This is a genomic window from Cohnella candidum, from assembly GCF_003713065.1.
GTDB lineage: Bacteria > Bacillota > Bacilli > Paenibacillales > Paenibacillaceae > Cohnella > Cohnella candidum.
Window position 1 is genome coordinate 2,126,062 of record NZ_CP033433.1, and the last position, 17,498, is coordinate 2,143,559.

12 protein-coding genes are annotated in these 17,498 nt (G+C 59.6%); 3 read left to right on the forward strand and 9 right to left on the reverse strand.

Annotated elements, in window-relative coordinates; all coding sequences use genetic code 11:
• Nucleotides 1–38: 38 nt before the first annotated feature.
• From EAV92_RS10160 to EAV92_RS10170, 3 genes are all read right to left on the reverse strand, one after another.
• Nucleotides 39–1,949: an ABC transporter ATP-binding protein gene (locus EAV92_RS10160; RefSeq protein ID WP_123040975.1), complete on the reverse strand. Its 1,911-nt coding sequence runs from the start codon at nt 1,947–1,949 to the stop codon at nt 39–41.
• Nucleotides 1,946–3,673, reverse strand: a complete 1,728-nt coding sequence (locus EAV92_RS10165) for an ABC transporter ATP-binding protein (RefSeq protein WP_123040976.1) — start codon at nt 3,671–3,673, stop codon at nt 1,946–1,948. Before EAV92_RS10165 ends, EAV92_RS10160 begins: the two co-directional genes overlap by 4 nt.
• A 74-nt stretch (nt 3,674–3,747) precedes the next feature.
• The gene (locus EAV92_RS10170; protein WP_123040977.1) at nt 3,748–4,701 is read right to left on the reverse strand and encodes an RluA family pseudouridine synthase; all 954 of its coding nucleotides are present in this window, start codon (nt 4,699–4,701) and stop codon (nt 3,748–3,750) included.
• 112 nt (nt 4,702–4,813) lie between these two features.
• Here EAV92_RS10170 and EAV92_RS10175 point away from each other — a divergent pair, with 112 nt between their 5' ends.
• On the forward strand, nt 4,814–5,575 hold the full coding sequence (locus tag EAV92_RS10175; protein WP_123040978.1) for a kanamycin nucleotidyltransferase C-terminal domain-containing protein: 762 nt from the start codon (nt 4,814–4,816) through the stop codon (nt 5,573–5,575).
• Here EAV92_RS10175 and EAV92_RS10180 read toward each other — a convergent pair.
• A complete protein-coding gene (locus EAV92_RS10180; RefSeq protein WP_123040979.1) occupies nt 5,548–6,393 on the reverse strand; it encodes an alpha/beta fold hydrolase in 846 nt (281 codons plus the stop codon). The genes EAV92_RS10175 and EAV92_RS10180 overlap by 28 nt on opposite strands.
• Nucleotides 6,394–6,443: 50 nt before the next feature.
• Here EAV92_RS10180 and EAV92_RS10185 point away from each other — a divergent pair, with 50 nt between their 5' ends.
• Complete coding sequence (locus EAV92_RS10185; RefSeq protein ID WP_123040980.1) at nt 6,444–7,433, forward strand: lipoate--protein ligase; 990 nt, start codon at nt 6,444–6,446, stop codon at nt 7,431–7,433.
• Between the two features lie 349 nt (nt 7,434–7,782).
• On the opposite strand, the gene EAV92_RS10190 is transcribed toward EAV92_RS10185, so the two are convergent.
• From EAV92_RS10190 to EAV92_RS10205, 4 genes are read right to left on the reverse strand one after another with little or no spacing between them, the layout of a single operon-like run.
• Entirely contained in the window at nt 7,783–8,220 is a 438-nt protein-coding gene (locus EAV92_RS10190) for an RbsD/FucU family protein (protein WP_123040981.1), read from the reverse strand.
• Nucleotides 8,221–8,239: 19 nt separating this feature from the next.
• Nucleotides 8,240–9,739: a rhamnulokinase gene (locus tag EAV92_RS10195; protein ID WP_123040982.1), complete on the reverse strand. Its 1,500-nt coding sequence runs from the start codon at nt 9,737–9,739 to the stop codon at nt 8,240–8,242.
• Between the two features lie 25 nt (nt 9,740–9,764).
• Entirely contained in the window at nt 9,765–10,430 is a 666-nt protein-coding gene (locus tag EAV92_RS10200; protein ID WP_420888813.1) for a class II aldolase/adducin family protein, read from the reverse strand.
• 17 nt (nt 10,431–10,447) lie between these two features.
• Complete coding sequence (locus EAV92_RS10205; protein ID WP_123040983.1) at nt 10,448–12,238, reverse strand: L-fucose isomerase; 1,791 nt, start codon at nt 12,236–12,238, stop codon at nt 10,448–10,450.
• Between the two features lie 136 nt (nt 12,239–12,374).
• On the opposite strand from EAV92_RS10205, the gene EAV92_RS10210 reads away from it, so the two are divergent.
• Nucleotides 12,375–13,397, forward strand: coding sequence for a LacI family DNA-binding transcriptional regulator (locus tag EAV92_RS10210; protein ID WP_123040984.1), 1,023 nt, complete (start codon nt 12,375–12,377; stop codon nt 13,395–13,397).
• On the opposite strand, the gene EAV92_RS10215 is transcribed toward EAV92_RS10210, so the two are convergent.
• Entirely contained in the window at nt 13,391–17,452 is a 4,062-nt protein-coding gene (locus EAV92_RS10215; RefSeq protein WP_123040985.1) for a COG1470 family protein, read from the reverse strand. The genes EAV92_RS10210 and EAV92_RS10215 overlap by 7 nt on opposite strands.
• Nucleotides 17,453–17,498 lie beyond the last annotated feature (46 nt).

The following is a 17,498-nucleotide window of genomic DNA, read 5'->3' on the forward strand; positions in this document are numbered from 1 at the left end:
CCCGTTTCTCTCCCTGGGGAGGAAACGGGCTTGCTTCTTTATACGGCGTTGACGGCCGGGCTTTCCTCCGCGAACTGGCTGTTGTACAGATCGGCGTAGAAACCGCCCCGCTCCATCAACTCCGCGTGCGTGCCCTGTTCGATGACGTTGCCTTTGTTCATGACGAGGATCAGATCGGCGTCCCGGATCGTCGAGAGCCGATGCGCGATGACGAAGCTCGTGCGCCCCTTCATCAACCGGTGCATCGCTTTCTGGATCTGAACTTCCGTCCGCGTATCGACGCTGCTCGTCGCCTCGTCGAGGATCAGGATGGCGGGATCCGCGAGAATGGCCCGCGCGATCGTCAGCAGCTGCTTCTGGCCCTGCGAGATGTTCGAGGCTTCCTCGTTCAGCACCGTATCGTACCCGTCCGGCAGCGTGCGGATGAAATGGTCCGCGAACGCGGCTTTCGCCGCCCCCACGATCTCTTCCTCCGTCGCGCCGGCGCGTCCGTACGCGATGTTATCGCGGATCGTCCCGTTAAACAGCCACGTATCCTGCAGCACCATGCCGAACAGCTTGCGGAGATGGCCCCGCTTCATCGAAGCGATGTCGGTTCCGTCGATCGTAATGCGGCCCCCGTTCACCTCGTAAAACCGCATGAGCAGATTGACGAGCGTCGTCTTCCCCGCTCCGGTCGGCCCGACGATGGCGACGGTCTGCCCTTGTTTGACGTCGATGTTCATGTTCTCGATGACGCGCACGTCTTCCGAATAACCGAACGAGACTCCCTGAATCGAGACGTCGCCCTTCGGCGCGCTGATCGTGGCGGCTTCAAGAGCTTCCGGCACCTCATCGGTTTCGTCCAGCAGTTCGAACACCCGTTCCGCCGATGCGATGGTGGATTGGATCACGTTCGCGATATTGGCCGTCTGGGCGAGCGGCATCGAAAACTGCCGGGCATATTGGATGAAGGCCTGAATATCCCCGATATTGATGATGCTGCGCGTGACGAGAATGCCGCCGACGACGCAGATCAGCACGTAGGCGATGTTGTTGATCACGTTCATGAGCGGCATGATGATGCCCGAAATGAATTGGGCTCGCCAGCCGGATTCGTACAGCCGGCCGTTGATGTCCGTGAACTTGGCGATCGACTTCTCTTCCCGGCCGAACGCCTTGACGATTTTGTGGCCGGTGTACATTTCCTCGACGTGGCCGTTCAGCTCGCCGAGTTCTTTTTGCTGGCCTTTAAAATACAGCTGCGAGCGTTTCGCGATGCCCTTGATGACGAGGAAACTGAGCGGCAGCGTGAGAATGAGGATCAGCGTCAGCAGCGGACTGATCGTCAGCATCATGACGATGACGCCGAGGATCGTGACGACCGACGTGATCAGCTGCGTCAGGCTTTGCTGCAGCGTGTTGCTGATATTGTCCACGTCGTTGACGACGCGGCTCATGATTTCGCCGTGCGTGCGGGCGTCGTAAAACTTGAGCGGCAGCCGGTTCAGCTTGTCGCTGACCTCTTTCCGGATCAGATAGACCGTTTTCTGGGCGACTCCCGCCATCAGGAACTGCATGACGTACATGAACGCGGAACTGACCAGGTACAGCCCTGCCAATTGAAGAATGATCAGCCAAATGCCGTGGAAATCGATTCCCGCCCCCATCATGCCTTCGAACAGCTTCGTCGTCGCCCGTCCCATGATTTTGGGACTGAGAATGCTGAACACCGTGCTGACGATTGCGGTCACGAGAACGGCGAGCAGCTTCCAGCGGTACGGTTTGAGGTAACCGGCGAGACGTCGGAACGTACCTTTGAAGTTTTTCGGCTTCTGGCCGGGCATCATCATCATGCCGGGGCCGCCGCCGAACGGCATCGGACCGCGGCCCGGCCCTCCGCCTGGGCCTCCCGGGCCTCCCGGGCCTCCCGGTCTGCCGCCGGGATTCGCTTTGCCCTGTTCGCTCATGCGATCTCCTCCTCCGACAGCTGGGATTCGACGATTTCCCGGTAGACTTCGTTGTGCTCGAGAAGCTCGCGGTGCGTGCCGCTTCCGACGATGCGGCCGTTATCGAGCACGAGAATACGGTCCGCGTCCATGACGGTGGACACCCGCTGGGCGACGATCAGCACGGTCGCGTCCGCCGTTTCTTTGCGGAGCGCGGCACGCAGCTTCGCGTCCGTCTTGAAATCGAGCGCGGAGAAGCTGTCGTCGAACAGATAAATTTTCGGACGGCGGACGATCGCCCGGGCGATCGAAAGCCGCTGCTTCTGGCCGCCGGAGACGTTCGTACCGCCCTGCGAAATGACGGAGTCGAAGCCGTCCGCCATGCCGCCGATAAATTCCGTCGCCTGCGCGATTTCCGCCGCGCGGCGGACTTCTTCTTCCTCGGCGTCCTCTTTGCCGTACCGGATATTGTCGCCGATCGTGCCGGTGAACAGGACAGCTTTCTGAGGCACCAATCCGATGAGGGAACGCAGCGATTCCTGCGTCAGCTCCCGCACGTCGGTTCCGCCGACGCGGATAGCGCCTTCGTCCGTATCGTAGAACCTGGGGATGAGGCTGAGCAGCGTCGATTTGCCCGAACCCGTGCCGCCGATGATCGCGGTCACTTCCCCCGGCTTCGCCGTGAAAGTGATGCCTTCGAGCGCCGGCTGTTCGGCGCCAGGATAGCTGAAGCTTACGTTGTCGAACTCGACGGTGCCTGCATTCCGTGCTTCATCGCGGGCGCCCGGCAGGTTGTTGATGAGGGGAGCGGTGTCCAGCACCTCGTTGATGCGCGCCGCGGATGCCGAAGCCCGGGGCACCATGACGAACATCATGGATACCATCATGAGAGAAAACATGATTTGCATGGCGTACTGGATGAACGCCATCAAATCGCCGACCTGGATGTGGCCGCTGTTGATGCGCAATCCGCCGAACCACAGGATGGCAATTGAAGAAAAGTTGATGATGAGCATCATGACCGGCCACATGAACGCCATGATTTGGTTGACCTTCACCGCGGTGTCGGTCAAGTCCCGGTTGGCGTCGTCGAACCTTCTCGTCTCGTGATCGATGCGGTTAAACGCCCGCACGACCCGGATGCCCGTGAGAGACTCCCGAAGCACCAGATTGAGCCGGTCCAGCTTTTTCTGCATGACTTTGAAATACGGAATGCCTCGCCCGGCGATCAGGAAAATCGCGCCGCCCAGAATCGGAATGATCGCCACGAGCACGAGCGATAACGTCGGATCCTTGGAAACGGCCATGATGATGCCGCCGATGCACATCATCGGTGCCATGACCATCATGCGGAGCATCATCATGAGCACCTGCTGCACCTGGTTGATGTCGTTGGTCGTACGGGTGATCAGGGATGCCGTGCCGATCTTATCGAACTCCTGCAGCGAAAATTTCTCGACGTGCCCGAACACTTTTTCCCGGACGATGCGGCCGAAGCCCGCGGACGCTTTGGAAGACAAAAAGCTCGCGCAGACGGCCACCGCCGCCCCCCCGGCCGTCACGAGCAGCATGAAGCCGCCGATCCGCCAAATATAAGGAATGTCCTGCGTGACCACGCCTTTGTCGATGATGTCCGACATGAGCGTCGGCAGGTAAAGCTCCGCCAGCGACTGCAGCAAAACGAACAGCAGCACGGCGGAGACCGTCCAGCCGTAAGGCTTCAAAAAACGGAACAAACGGAACATGTACAGCGATCGCTCCTTCCCCTAAATCCATACCCAACAGCTTATGCCCGCAATATGAACGGAATATGAACGGTTTAATTTAATGCTAGGCCGACCTTGTCCAACGTCTGGCGAAGGAGCGGCGGCATCGGCGCGCGGAATTCCCGGCCGTCCGGCAGCACCATCCGCCAGGCGTGGAGCAGCTGATGGTTGATCGAGCCAAGCGCATGCCCGCCGTATTTGATGTCGCCGAGCAAAGGATGGCCGATGCTTTGAAAATGGGTGCGGATCTGGTGCGTCCGGCCGCTGATCAACTCGACTTCCACAAGCGAATGGGTTTTGCCGGTCTGCAGCACTTTGTACCGGGTCGTCGCCTCTTTCTCACCGGGACGTCCCTCGTCTGGTGCCGGACCACCTCTCGAACCGACGACGATCGTCCGATTGCTCTTCTCGTCCCGGACGAGCGAACCTTCGATGGTGCCCTCCCCGGTGAGCCGGCCTTCCACCAAAGTGACGTAATACTTCTCCATTTCCCTTTTTTGAATCCACTGGTTCAGTTGATGCAGCATGCCGGCGGTTTTGCCCACGAGTACGAGCCCGCTGGTGTTGCGGTCCAGCCGGTTGGCCGTCGCGGGCTGGAACAGCGCGCTGTCCATCTCGCCTTTGCGGTACAAGTAAGCATGAACCCGCCCGATCAGCGTATCCTTCTGATGCGCTTGATCGGGATGGGTCAGCGTGCCTGCCGGTTTGTTGACGATCAGCAGCTCGGCATCCTCGAACACCACGTCGATATTCGCGCTGACGCCGACGAACTTCGGTTTTTTCTGTCCCGCGCTCGCCTCCTTGTAAGCGGACTCCTCCACATGAAGAACGATTTCATCGCCACCGGCCAGCTCATAGTTCTGGTTTTTCCGTTTGCCGTTGACGCGGACTTTGCCTTGGTCGATCATTTTGTATATTTGTCCAAGCGGGATGTTGGGCATCAGGGTCCTTAAGTATCTGTGAAGCCGTTTGCCGCTCTCCGAAGGGGTGACTTTACGTGTGATCATGCGTTTTCGCTCCCGTATTCATCTTCTGTCGTCTCCTTCCAAGCGTACCTATCCCCCGGCAAAAGTCAAGGTGATATACTGGGGGAAAATGCCAGTCAAGGAGGACCCTCGCATGCAGCCGTATCCCGTTCCCACCACGCGGGAGCAGAAGCTCGCGTTCGCCCGAAGCGTCAAGGACCGATTGCTGAGCTTGCATGGTGACGCGATTTTGGCGATCGGCATTTACGGGTCGCTGGGCAGAGGCACGGACGGCCCTTATTCGGACATCGAGTTGCACGTGGTGACGCAAGACAACGTACCTATCCAGGGGCATGAGTTCATTCTGCCGCCCTTCAAATTGGAACTGAGCTCCGCGACGGTGACGGAATTTAGGGAGAAAGCCCGGCGCATCGACGATTATTGGCCCATTCGCTCGGGATCGTACGTCGACGTGTATCCGCTTCACGATCCGTTATCCTTGTTCGAAGAGGTCAAAAAAATCCCCTTGTCGGTTTCGGACGAAGCCGTCAAAGAGACGATGAAGCAGTTCATGATTTGGGAGCCGTACGAGACGGTCGCGAAAATCCGGACGAACCGCGCGGAGGGCAACCTCGGCTACCTTCCGACGGGTGCGACGGACCTCGCCTGGCAGACGGCGAAATTGATCGGACTCGCCAACCGCCGTTATTTCTCGACGCGCGCCCGGACGTTAACAGAGGCTGCGGCCATGGCGTCGAAACCGGCAGGATTCTCGGCATTGGCTACGGCGGTTACGGCCGGTGAGCTGAGTGACCGTGAGCGCGTTTATGGACTCTGCGAGGAGCTGTGGACAGGGCTGAACGATTGGTTCTCCCGGCTCGGCATCTCTTATATGGAAACGGAGCTGCCCTTCTGACGCTTGGCCATCCTGTCTAGCCAATCTATGGTCAAGCTTTTTAACAATGCGGTGCACTCGATCGGGATCATGTGGCCGGTTTGGTCGAGGACCGCGGTGGTGGCGTGGAGAAACCGTTCGGCTAAGCGGAGCTGATCGCCGTACCCGGCAATGGAGTCATGCTTGCCCAGAACGATCAGCGCCGGCTGCTTCGAAACTTCCGTATGGATCGTCGGCGCCTCGCGGAAGAAATAATGGTGTTTCCGCCAATCGGATCCGAGGAAGTTCCGGTCCGCAAGCTCTCGGCCGGGTTGGATCTGCTCCAGGAAAGCGCGGAAGCTTCGTTCGTTCTGAAGGATGAACAGCGTTTCGAACGCCGTTCGGATGTCCGGCTCCAGTGTCGCCAACAGCGTATCGTCTTTTTCAAGAACCCTTTTGGCGGGCAGGTCGCGTTCCCCTTCGGCCAATTGCACGTTCGGCGCGATCAAACAAATCCCGTCGATTCGTTCCGGCCGATGGTGTATAATTCCTTGTGCGAGCAACCCTCCGTAGGACATGCCGGCGATCGCGAACCGTTCGTCGGGAAGCACCCGGTCAACGAATTCGAGCAGCATGGCGAGGAAATCTTCCGTGCCTCGGACCGACGGATCGATCCGGCTTTTCCCATGCGCGGGCAGATCGCAGTAAATTCTTTTCCAGTCGGCGGTTCCGTCGAATATGGGCTCCATCCAAGCGCTCATCGCCCGATGATCGGTCCCCATGGCGTGAAGGACGAGAATCGGCTTTCCTTCACCGAACGTTTCATAATGGATCGAACCTTGCGACAACTCGCAATGCATTTTGCGTTTTCACCTCGTTCACCCATCCTACCATAAAGGCGGAGAATCGGATGAGATTTCTCGACAACGGCAACATTCACGACCCTGCTCTCAACCTGGCCTTGGAGGAATACGCGCTGCGAAGCCTTCCGGCGGAGCATGACTACCTGCTTTTCTACGTTAACGAACCGTCCATCATCATCGGCAAAAACCAAAACACCGCCGAAGAAGTGAACGAGGAGTACGTGCGGAACAACGGGATCCACGTGGTGCGCAGGCTGTCCGGCGGCGGCGCCGTTTACCACGACTTAGGTAACCTGAATTTCAGCTTCATCACCAAGGACGACGGCAAGTCGTTCCACAACTTCCGCAAGTTCACCGAGCCGGTCGTCTCAGCGCTCCGCAAGCTTGGCGTCGAAGCCGAATTGACCGGACGCAACGACCTGCAGGTCGGCGAACGCAAAATATCGGGCAACGCCCAATTCGCTTCCAAAGGCCGCATGTTCAGCCACGGCACGCTGCTGTTCTACTCGGAGGTCGACGCGATCGTTTCCGCGCTGAACGTGAACCCGGCCAAATTCGAGTCCAAAGCGACCAAATCGGTGCGCAGCCGGGTGGCCAACATCTCGGAATTTTTGAAGGAACCGATGACGCTGGATACTTTCAAGCGTTTTCTGCTCAAGTCGATCTTCGGCGAAGGACATATCCCCCGTTACGAGCTGACCGAAGCCGATTGGGAGGCCGTACGCCGGCTCGCCGACGAGCGCTACCGGAACTGGGAATGGAACTACGGCCGCTCGCCCTCCTTCAACGTCCGGCAGGTCAAACGGATCGAAGGCGCAGGCACGTACGATGTCCGTTTGGACGTCGTGGACGGCGTCATTCGGGAAGCTTCCGTCTTCGGCGATTTCTTCGGCACGGTCGACGTAAGCGAAGTGACGGACAAGCTGGCAGGTGTCCGCTACGAACGCGGAGCGATCCGGGAAGCGCTGGAAGGCGTCGACCTGAAGCCGGTGTTCGGTCCGGTCGATCGGGAAGAGTGGCTTTCTCTTCTACTGTAAAATGAAAAACCGCCGCTTGCTCGGAGTAAAACCCGGCTTGCGGCGGTTTTTGCGTTGAGGGTGCAGATTTGTGCAAGAAAGTTGCATAACTGCTCGTTTGATTGGCGTTTTGAGGCGAGTTATGCAAGTAAGTTACATAACTTCTCCACACAAACATATAAGTAACTCTCCTTTACTTAAATCCGACGCGCCCCCGGATCAACGCGTACATAAGTAATGCTCGTTTACTAAAGCCCGCCGCAGTCCAGGATCCGCACACAAATAAGTAATGCTCGTTTACTTAAATCCGCCGAGACCGCGTGAAGAAAACGCCCGGCTGCGTCTGTGGCGGCCAGGCGTTCCAAAGTCGTTATTCCGTTTCCCGAATCACGCCTTTCTTCAAGATCAGGTTGGCGTACTGCGCGCTTTCGCCGGTCGCGACGACCGCGTAAGCTTGCTTCGTACGCTCATAGAACGCGAATCTCTCGACCTTCTCGAACGGATCCGATAGCCCGCTTCTCTGCCGCACGATTTCCGCATACCGGTCCCAGATGGGCGTTTTCACCGGATCCCCCGGCACGACTTCCATCAACGCGACCGGCTTATCCACATAAGTGTCCAGCGGAAAAAGCTTCAACACCGCGTCGAGCAACTCGGGCAGACGGTGCCCGTCGCACCGGACGAGCCGCCGCGCATGGCTGGCCGCCGGAAAATTGCCGTCCGCCAGCACGATTTCGTCCCCGTGACCCATCTCCATCAGCACCTTCAGCAGCTCCGGGGACAGTATGTTAGGAATCCCGATCAACATACGACTTTTCGCTCCCTTTTCAACTTATCAGACTCAGATTCCGGAACTTCTCATAGGCTTGATCCCACCGCGACGTATCGGCAGAAGGCTCGTAGGTGTCCACCGGAAACGACTCTGCCGATAGCCGGCGCGCTTCCCGGAGGTTGGCGCAACTCCCCTGCGCGATCAGTTGGACCAGCATGTTGCCGATCGCGCTCGCCTCCACCGGCCCCGCCCATACCGGTCTTCCCAACGCGTCAGCCGTCCATTGGCACAGCAGCCGGTTTTGGATGCCGCCTCCGACCATGTGGAGCCCGCCGAACGAGCGGCCCGTCAACCTCTCCGCCTGCTCCAATGCTTCCCGGTACCTCAGCGCCAAGCTCTCCAGGATACAGCGGACAAACTCGCCTTGGATTCGCGGCACCGGCTGGCCGGTTTCAACGCAATAGGAGGCGATCTTGCCCGCCATGCCACCCGGCCCGTAAAACCGGGCGTCGTCCGGGTTCACCATGCTGCGGAACGGCTCGGCAGCTTCCGCCGCTTCCACAAGCTCCCCGTAACCGATTGCACGGCCGGAAGCATCCCACTCGCGTTTGCATTCCTGCAGCAGCCAGAGGCCCATGATGTTCTTGAGCAGCTGGTACGTGCCGCCAACGCCGCCCTCGTTGGAAAACTGGAGCTCCATCGTTTCCGCCGTCAACAATGGCCGGTCCAATTCCGTCCCCAGCAGCGACCACGTGCCGCAGACGAGATAAGCGAACGGTCCGTCGTTCGCCGGAACGGCCGCGATCGCCGACTCCGTGTCGTGCGTGCCGACGGAGACGGCCGTCATCGGCGGCACGCCCAGCTCCTCGCATACTTCCGCGGCCAGCGGGCCGATCCGGCTGCCCGGTTCCACGGGTTCGAGGAATAACCCGGACGGAATGCCGAGCCGGTCCATCAACTCCGTGTTCCATGCCCGCCGCTCCGGATGGAACAGCTGGGTCGTGGTCGCCATCGTGAACTCGCAGCTCCGGCATCCCGTCAGCAAATAGACGAGAAGGTCCGGCGTCAGCAGCAGTGTCTCGGCGAGGGCGAGCTTCGGCGAACCGGCCTTCTTCATCGCATACAATTGGTACAGCGTATTAAACGGCATGAACTGAAGGCCGCTTTGGCGAAACAACTCGTCCTCGCCGACGATCGCGTTTACTTCTTCGATCAAGCCCTCGGTTTGCGGATCCCGGTAATGGTAGGGATTCCCGAGCAGCTCGCCGCGAACGTCCAACAGCCCGAAGTCGACGCCCCAAGAATCGATGCCGAAGGTAGCCGGAGCGTACCCTGCCTGAAAGGCCTTGCGGATCGAGATCTTAATTTCATGAAGCAACCGCAGAATATCCCAATGCAGATGCCGCCCCACCTGAATCGCTTCGTTTGGGAATCGGTGGATTTCCGTCACGCGCAGCCGCCGGCTCCCGCTCTCCTGCAAGGACAGGATGCCGATCAAAGCCCTCCCGCTGCCGGCCCCCAAATCGAACGCCAGCACCGTGTTCTCCCCGTCCATCCCGTTCACCTCCGCGCCGCTTCGCTCATTTCATTTTCTGAAGCAATTGGATACGGTACGCTTCGCTTTCGAGCGAGGCGATTTCCTCGAATTCCTCGCGCGTCAGCACCTTCGGTTCCCGGACGGATTTCGCGATCAGATAAATTTTTGCGCTTTCCTCGACCACTTCCGTGCGGTAGTAGGCTTCACGCAAGTTGCGGCCGGTCGTCACCAAGCCGTGGTTGCCGAGCAGGATCGAGCTCGCTTCGTTCACCTTCTCCACGACGGCGTCCGCCAGCTTGTCGGTCGTCGGCAGCACGTAGGGAACGTACACGGTCCGTCCGACGAGCGCCGCCTGGTCGGGGAACATGATCGGCAACTCGCGTTCGACGAGCGTGAAGGCAATGCAATGCGGCGGATGCGTATGCACGATCGCGCCGATGGACGGGTTGGCCCGGTAAGCGTACAGATGCATGAGGACTTCCGAGGACGGCCGCAGGCCGATATCCTTGATCTCGCCGGTCGCGATATCCACTTCGACCCAATGCTCGGGTTTCACTTCGTCCAGGGCAAACCCGCTGGGCGACAAGTACATTTTGCCTTCGAAACGGGCGCTGACGTTGCCTCCGGGGCCGACGACGAGTTTGTTCGCGACGGTTTTCCGGGCGTAAACGCACAATTCTTCGCGTATGGATTGGCTGTTGCACATCATCTCGATATCTCCTTCCCTTAACCGTACAGCGGGCCGAAGTTGGCGCAGGCGCGATAATCGGCGCTCTCCGCGTCGTCGGTGCCGAACAGTCCCCAAGCCCTCGGACGGAAAACGCGTTCCGCGGACACGTTGTGCATGCTGACCGGAATCCGGAGCATGGACGCGAGCGTGATCAAATCCGCGCCGATATGCCCGTAGCTGATCGAACCGTGGTTGGCTCCCCAATTGTCCATCACGTCATAGACGGAGCGGAACGCGCCGCTGCCCGTCAAGATCGGAGCGAACCAAGTCGTCGGCCAGGTCGGATCCGTCCGCTTGTCGAGGATGTCGTGAACGTCCGGAGGCAGGTCTACGGAATACCCCTCCGCGATTTGCAGGACGGGCCCGAGACCTTTCACCAAGTTGATCCGCGACATCGTCATCGGCATGCCGCCGCGGGTCAGGAAGTCGGACGAATACCCGCCGCCGCGGAAATATTCCACGGAAGCCGGGCGCCAAGAAGTCGCCTGCAAGCATTTGCGGGCTTCCTCCTCGGTGATTTCCCAGAAAGGCTTCATCGCCGGCTTGCCGTCCTTCGTCTGCTCGCCCGTTCCGTCAAGCGCCGCGGGGCCGGAGTTGATCAGGTGCAAAATGCCGCCTTCCGCCTCCCCCGTCAGCCGATGGCCGGTCACGCGTTCCACCGACTCAGGACTCCAATACGTCCGGACGTCGGCGAAAATTTGCGCCGTATTCGTCAGCAGATAACCCATCAGCATGACGGTTCCGTTCAAGCTGTCGTTCTCGGTCGCGACCAGGTACGGGGCGCGGATGCCGTTCCAATCGAAGGAGGAGTTGAGCATCGCCTCGAGGAAATCCCCGTTCGGAAAATGGTCCGTCCATTGCCGCTGCCCCTGGAAGCCCGACAGGATCGCGTTGTGGCCGAGCGCTTCTTCGCCGAACCCGAGCTCGGCAAGCCGCGGATTGCCGACCATGAGATCGCGGGCGATGATCGTCATTTTCACGACGGTTTCCCAGTCCCGGTCTTTCCGCTCCCGCGAAGTCACGAGATGCGGCGGGTTGTTGTCCGGCCCTTCCGGACAATTTTCTTTCACCCAAGCGAGCGCCTTAACGTATTCCTTCGGATCGTAGATGCCTTCGTCTATCCGGCGCACGAACTCGGTCATGTCCACGTATTCGTTGCGCATGCCGAGATAGTCCTGGAAGAACGCATCGTTCACGACGGAACCCGCGATCCCCATCGATACGGAGCCCATGGACAAATACGCTTTGCCCCGCATCATTGCGACCGCCAGACCCGCTTTCGCGAAGGCGAGCAGTTTGCCGCGCACGTCTTCCGGTACCGAAGGGTCTCCCGCGTCCTGCACTTGTTCGCCGTAAATGCCGAAAGCGGGGAGTCCCTTCTGCGCGTAACCCGACAGCACGGCGGCCAAATATACCGCACCCGGCCGCTCCGTGCCGTTAAAGCCCCAGACCGCTTTCGGAATCGTCGGATCCGCGTCCATCGTCTCGGTCCCATAGCACCAGCATGGAGTTACCGTTATCGATACCCCCACGCCCGACTTCGCGAATTTGTCCGCGCAAGCCGCCGCCTCCGCGACGCCCCCGATGCACGTGTCCGCGATTACACACTCTACCGGGGAACCGTCCGGATACCGCAGGTTCTCCGACAGCAGCCGGGCCGTGGCCTTCGCCATGTTCATCGTCTGTTCCTCGAGCGATTCCCTGACTCCTTTGCGTCTCCCGTCGATCGTCGGCCGGATGCCGATTTTCGGAAACCCGCCTGCCCAACGCGTTGCGATATCCGCCATTTGTCGCCTGCCTCCCGCGCATTGAAAGCGCTTATAATGTTATCGATAACATTACGCTACCAAGGAAACCGTATTGCTGTCAATCCTTTTGTTCGGTAAGATAGAACCAATGATTCGACATAAGGGAGCAGACTTCATGGTTACGATTTACGATATCGCGGAGAAAGCGAACGTATCCGCGATGACGGTTTCCAGGGTTATCAATAACACGGGAAAAATCAGCGATAAAACGAGGGCGAAAGTGAAACGCGTCATGGAGGAGCTGAACTACGTTCCGAACCAGACCGCGCGCAGCCTCGTACTGCAGCAAACGCGGATCCTTTTCCTGCTGATTACCGACATCACGAACCCTTTCTATACGACTTTAGCCCGCGGCGCGGAAGACGCGGCCACGAAAAACGGCTTCCGCCTGCTGTTCGGAAACAGCGACGAAAGCCTTGAGAAAGAAAACGAGTATGTCCAGACGATTCTGTCCGCCCGCGTGGACGGCGTATTGGTGGCTCCCGCAGGGGATCCCTCGCTGCCCCACCTGGAAAAACTTCGGGCGCATAAGGTGCCGTTCGTCCTGATGGACCGCGAGGTTCCCGGCATCGAATGCGACGTCGTGCTGGGGGACAGCAAGGAAGGCGGGCACCGGCTCACCCAGCTTCTCATCGACCGGGGGCACCGGCGCATCGCCATGATCAACGGTTCATCCTCCGTTTCCAGCGCCAGGCTGCGCTTGCAGGGCTACCGCGAGGCGTTGAAGCTGAACGATCTTCCCTGCGCCGACGGCGACGTGTACGAAACCAGCTTCGGACCTCGCTCCGACCTTTCCGGAATCGAAGCGTGGCTGGACGCCATGCCTTCCCTGCCGACGGCGATCGTGGCGGGCAACAACGTGCTCGCGCTCGAAGTGATGAGCGTGCTGCGCAATCGCGGCGTTGCCGTGCCGGACGAGGTTTCGCTCGTCTGCTTCGACGATCTCGGCCCTTACGCGGAATTCGACCCTTTCCTTACCGTGGCCGCCCAGCAAGCATACCAATTCGGTTACATGGGCATTCAAATGCTGATCGAGCGGATCCGCGAGAAGGAACAGCCCTTGCCCTGGAAGAAAATCGTCCTTCCGGCGGAGCTCATCGTCCGCCGGTCGGTCAAGGAATTAACCTCTACTCAATAATGAATCTTCACGTCGTCGGCGGCCGAATGGCGGATTTTCAGAACGAGCATCCCGCTGTCGCCTAAATACGACCAGCCGGTGTCTGCGTTCGTAAGATCGGCCTGTTCGGACAGCTTAACGTCATTTACGGTCACCATGCGGGGCGCTTCCCGCCCGGCGACGAGCGAATAGGTCGTCTCCCCTGCCGGATATTTCAGCCCGAAGGAGAGCAAATGCTGCGTGTTCGAAGGAGACTTGTCGCGGATGTCGGCCAGCGACGTCACCTTGGCTTCGGCGCAAGTTTTGCCCTCGGCATCCGGGTTCGGGCAGCCGGGAACGGCTACCGTCCGGATATCCGGGTTCGGTCCTTTGCCTTCCACGAACCGCTGCATGAACAGCACCTTCACGATTTCCTCGGGGTTCAGCATGACCGTATCGGAGCGGCTGTTGGCGATGAGCCGCCAGTTGTCCGGATATCCGCCTCTCCAGGTTTCGTCCGAACCGGACGCCTGCTGGATTTCTGCGCTGGCCAGAATGCCGTCGGCCACTTGCTTCCATGGCCCTTGCCCGTCATAGTTGGCCAGATCCAGCAGCTCGTAAGCGTACACGAGGCCGTTCCACTGCACCGGCACCGCGAACCACGGATTGATGTAAGCGGAGGCGCCGAAAATCGGGATCGTGGCGTATTCCATGAGCGGGCGATCCTGCACGCCCCACGTATAGACGAACGGCAGTCCCCGCTTCGCCCACTCTTTCGCCTTATCCAAATACTCGGTCTTCCCGGTCAAATCGTACGCTGCCAAATACGCGCCGACCGCATGCCCCGCAGCCAGGATATCCGGCGTGTGGAGCGGTACTTCCCACGGCTGGCTCGTACGGGGAACGCCGCCCATGCCTTCGATGGCCGCCAGCCCTTTGAAGCCGGCCTCCTTCGCTTGGCTGTCGCCGGTCATCGCCACGTATTTCAGCAGATGCTTGACGTTCTGGGCGGTTTGCCCGAACATCGGCGTGCCGTTCTCGCCGAGCGGCGGGTTATAGGCGGCCGCATTCTTATACAGCCAGGCTCCCGACGGATCTTGGTCCGCGATCAGCGCATCCATCTCCTTCTTTAACCCTGCCAAAGCTTGGTCCATGTATCCGACCAGGAACGGCGCTTGGAACTGCGGAATATGGTAGTCCGGATCGCCCAGCTTTTTCTTATCCGCCATGGCGCCGAGCGCTTGCGACAAGACCGTTTCGATTTCCGGTTTGCGCTCCGGTGCCGCCGTGCCGAGAAGCTTCAGGCTCACCATGTCCGCCGGGAATTGATTGGTCCCCCAGGACGGGATGTTGACGTGGCGCCAGCCTTTGGTCACCGGATCCCAGTAAGTTCTCAGATACGCGTCGAGCCCGAGATCGACCTGCTCTTCGAAAGAACGGACTTGCGGCACAGACGGGATGCCGTTGTCCTTCACGTACGCGCTGACCGCTTCCGCGACCGAATCCGCTTCGATCGTCGAAATGCCCGCTTTCAGCGTCAGATCGCGGCCGGCCGGCAAGGCGTAAGCCGTTTCGGCAAGCTCTTGGTTTTCCTTGACATAGGTCGGCACGCTCAAAGCGGAAAGGCCCATGACGTGGTTATTCTGGTTCTCGACCCAGTTCGGCGAAGCGAACTTCGCCGCGGGCAGGTCATGCTCGCCGTCCCATTTTTGCTTGGGGTCCCACGACAAGCTGACGATATGCTTATCTTGCCGCACGGCCATGAGCGGAACCGTGATTTTGTAAGGATGGGGAACGAGCCTTAAGTATGCCGGCGTATGCACGTCCAGCTGGCTTGAGGAAGACTCGCCTCCCGTCAGCCATTCCAAGCCGGGGAACAGCGCCTCGTCTTTGCCGGCTCCGAAGCTGCCTTCTCCGACCGTCAGCACCGGTCCCGTCATGTTCAGCAGCTGCGCGTCGCGGTCGGCATGTACGCTTTGACCCGTGACGATGCGGTCGTCGCCCGTTCCCAACGCGAAATCGAAAGAATAAGTCCAGACCCTGCCGGACGAATCCGTCGCGGTGCCTTGGAACGTCAATCCGGCTTTGCCGCTAGGCGAACCCGCCGTCACCGTTGCCGGGTAGAAGCCGACGGTTTCCGCCTTGTTGCCGTCCTGCTTGACGATCGCGGCCGCGAAGGGCTGCGCGCTGGCCATCAGCTTCCAGCCTTGGACATCATCCCAAGCGTAGACCTGGTATTGCCCGTAGCCGAATTCGGATTTCGGCGCGACGAAACGCGTAGTCGCATTCTCGAGAACCGCGTCTCCGGTTGCCGGATCCACCAATGCCCGTGCCGCGCTCGGGCGATCGGACGAACTTCCTGGCGCTTCGGTCGCCTTCAACACCGGCAGGGAAACGGAGTAGCTTTGATCATATCCCGCGGCGTGAAGCTTCACTTCGACCGAAGCCGGGCTTTCCGCGGTCGCCTTCACTTTCCACGTCGCCACGGCTTTGCCGCCCGGCGCCAGGTCACCCAGCGGCGAGGACAAGGCTTCCCCGACGATCTCAAGTCCATTCGAAGCAACCAGTTCGGCCTGCGCATGGAAGAACTTCTTCCCGCCGGTATTGGCGATCTCGACGGAAACATCCGCCTCGTCACCGGCATGCAGCGCGGGCTTCGAGCGTTTCACCGACAACTGCCCTCCGGCCGGACTCGATACGAATTTCACTTCGTCCAGCGTCAAAACCGCGGCGCTTCGGTCGCCGCCCTCAATGTCCAGCCGCAGCTTGATGATTTTCCCTTTCCACTGCGGATGATCCCCGACGGCGATCGTGTAGTCGTGCATGTTGCCGTCCGCTTGGATCGTGAAATCGATCCGGCGGGTTTCGGCATAGGACGGAGTGGAATCCGTCGCGAAAAAGATGGACACATAGTTGCCGGCCGTCGCGCTCATGCGGACGGTCAGCGTTTTGTCCCGTTCCCCGATGACGCCTTCGACGTTCTCATTGGCAATGTAAGGATCGCTGCCCGCTACCTTCGTACGGAGCACGCCGCCCGAAATTTCGAAGGGCGTGAAGTCATGCAGCGGCAGCCACCCTTGGGCATTCCCGTCGGTGTTCCAATCGTAAGAAGGCAGCGCGACGCTTTGGAACCGCACGTAGTCGACTTCCCACGTGCCGCCGGCAGGCTCTGCGGCGCCGTCCAGACTCAGCTTGATCTGTCCGATGCTGCCGATCCAGGACGGGTGCTCCCATAATTTCACCGTGTACTCATGATATTGGCCGTCCGGATTCAGCGGTACGGAGACCGCGTCCTCTGCGGGGAATCCGGATCCGGCTTGCCCGTTAAAGCCGACCGTCAGCGTCTGGGCCGAATTGCCCGACACCTTGGTCCGGATCTTCATTTCGCCCAGCTTCTCGGCAGGCTGCCCAATGGCTCCCGATACGGCGGAAGGATGGCTTCCCGTAATGTCCGCGCTCACGCCGGACGTGCCCGTCCGCAGAGGGGACAAGTCTTGAAGCGAACTCCAGCCGTCCGCCGTTCCGTTGAATTCGAAGCCGTAATCCGAATGCTCGGCGATTCTCAAATAATCGATGCTGACATCGGCCGGAACGCTGTTCGCCGGCTCCAAGTCCAAACGCATTTTCTGCACGGTGCCCTTCCAATACGAATTCAGCGAAGGCTTCACCGTATATTCGTGGAACTCCCCGTCCGCCTTGACCGGGATCACGAGGCGTTTGGCTTCCGCTAGTCCCGGATTCACGTCCGTGTCGAAATAAATGGCGAGAGAGGCTCCGTTGTTCGTCTTCATCCGCACCGTGAGCGTTTGATCCGCGGACGTCTGAAGACCGACCGGCGTCGGCGCGTACCAGAACGGGTCCGTCTGGTCCAGCTTCAATTGGAGCGAACCCTCTTGAACCTTGAATTGGGCGACGCTGTGGTAGTTTTTCATCCATCCTTCGAGGTTTCCGTCCTCGTTGAACTCATAGCTGACGGAAGGCGAGCCCTCCGCCGCCGCCGTCTTGACGTACCATCCGGTTTGCCCGCCGAGCAAGAGAGCGAAAACAATAGCGGCGCAAACGAAACGTTTCATGATGCCGGGTCGGCTTGCGGTCATTTATCCGTTCCTCCTCCAGGTCATGTGAAATCCAACCAAAAGACGT

Coding starts and splice junctions, on each gene's coding strand:
- EAV92_RS10215 (WP_123040985.1), bottom strand. CDS start 17,452: ATGACCGCAAGCCGACCCGGCATCATGAAACGTTTCGTTTGCGCCGCT.
- EAV92_RS10195 (WP_123040982.1), bottom strand. CDS start 9,739: ATGGACGGGGAGAACACGGTGCTGGCGTTCGATTTGGGGGCCGGCAGC.
- EAV92_RS10175 (WP_123040978.1), top strand. CDS start 4,814: ATGCAGCCGTATCCCGTTCCCACCACGCGGGAGCAGAAGCTCGCGTTC.
- EAV92_RS10205 (WP_123040983.1), bottom strand. CDS start 12,238: ATGGCGGATATCGCAACGCGTTGGGCAGGCGGGTTTCCGAAAATCGGC.
- EAV92_RS10185 (WP_123040980.1), top strand. CDS start 6,444: ATGAGATTTCTCGACAACGGCAACATTCACGACCCTGCTCTCAACCTG.
- EAV92_RS10190 (WP_123040981.1), bottom strand. CDS start 8,220: ATGTTGATCGGGATTCCTAACATACTGTCCCCGGAGCTGCTGAAGGTG.
- EAV92_RS10200 (WP_420888813.1), bottom strand. CDS start 10,430: ATGATGTGCAACAGCCAATCCATACGCGAAGAATTGTGCGTTTACGCC.
- EAV92_RS10160 (WP_123040975.1), bottom strand. CDS start 1,949: ATGAGCGAACAGGGCAAAGCGAATCCCGGCGGCAGACCGGGAGGCCCG.
- EAV92_RS10170 (WP_123040977.1), bottom strand. CDS start 4,701: ATGATCACACGTAAAGTCACCCCTTCGGAGAGCGGCAAACGGCTTCAC.
- EAV92_RS10165 (WP_123040976.1), bottom strand. CDS start 3,673: ATGTTCCGTTTGTTCCGTTTTTTGAAGCCTTACGGCTGGACGGTCTCC.
- EAV92_RS10210 (WP_123040984.1), top strand. CDS start 12,375: ATGGTTACGATTTACGATATCGCGGAGAAAGCGAACGTATCCGCGATG.
- EAV92_RS10180 (WP_123040979.1), bottom strand. CDS start 6,393: ATGCATTGCGAGTTGTCGCAAGGTTCGATCCATTATGAAACGTTCGGT.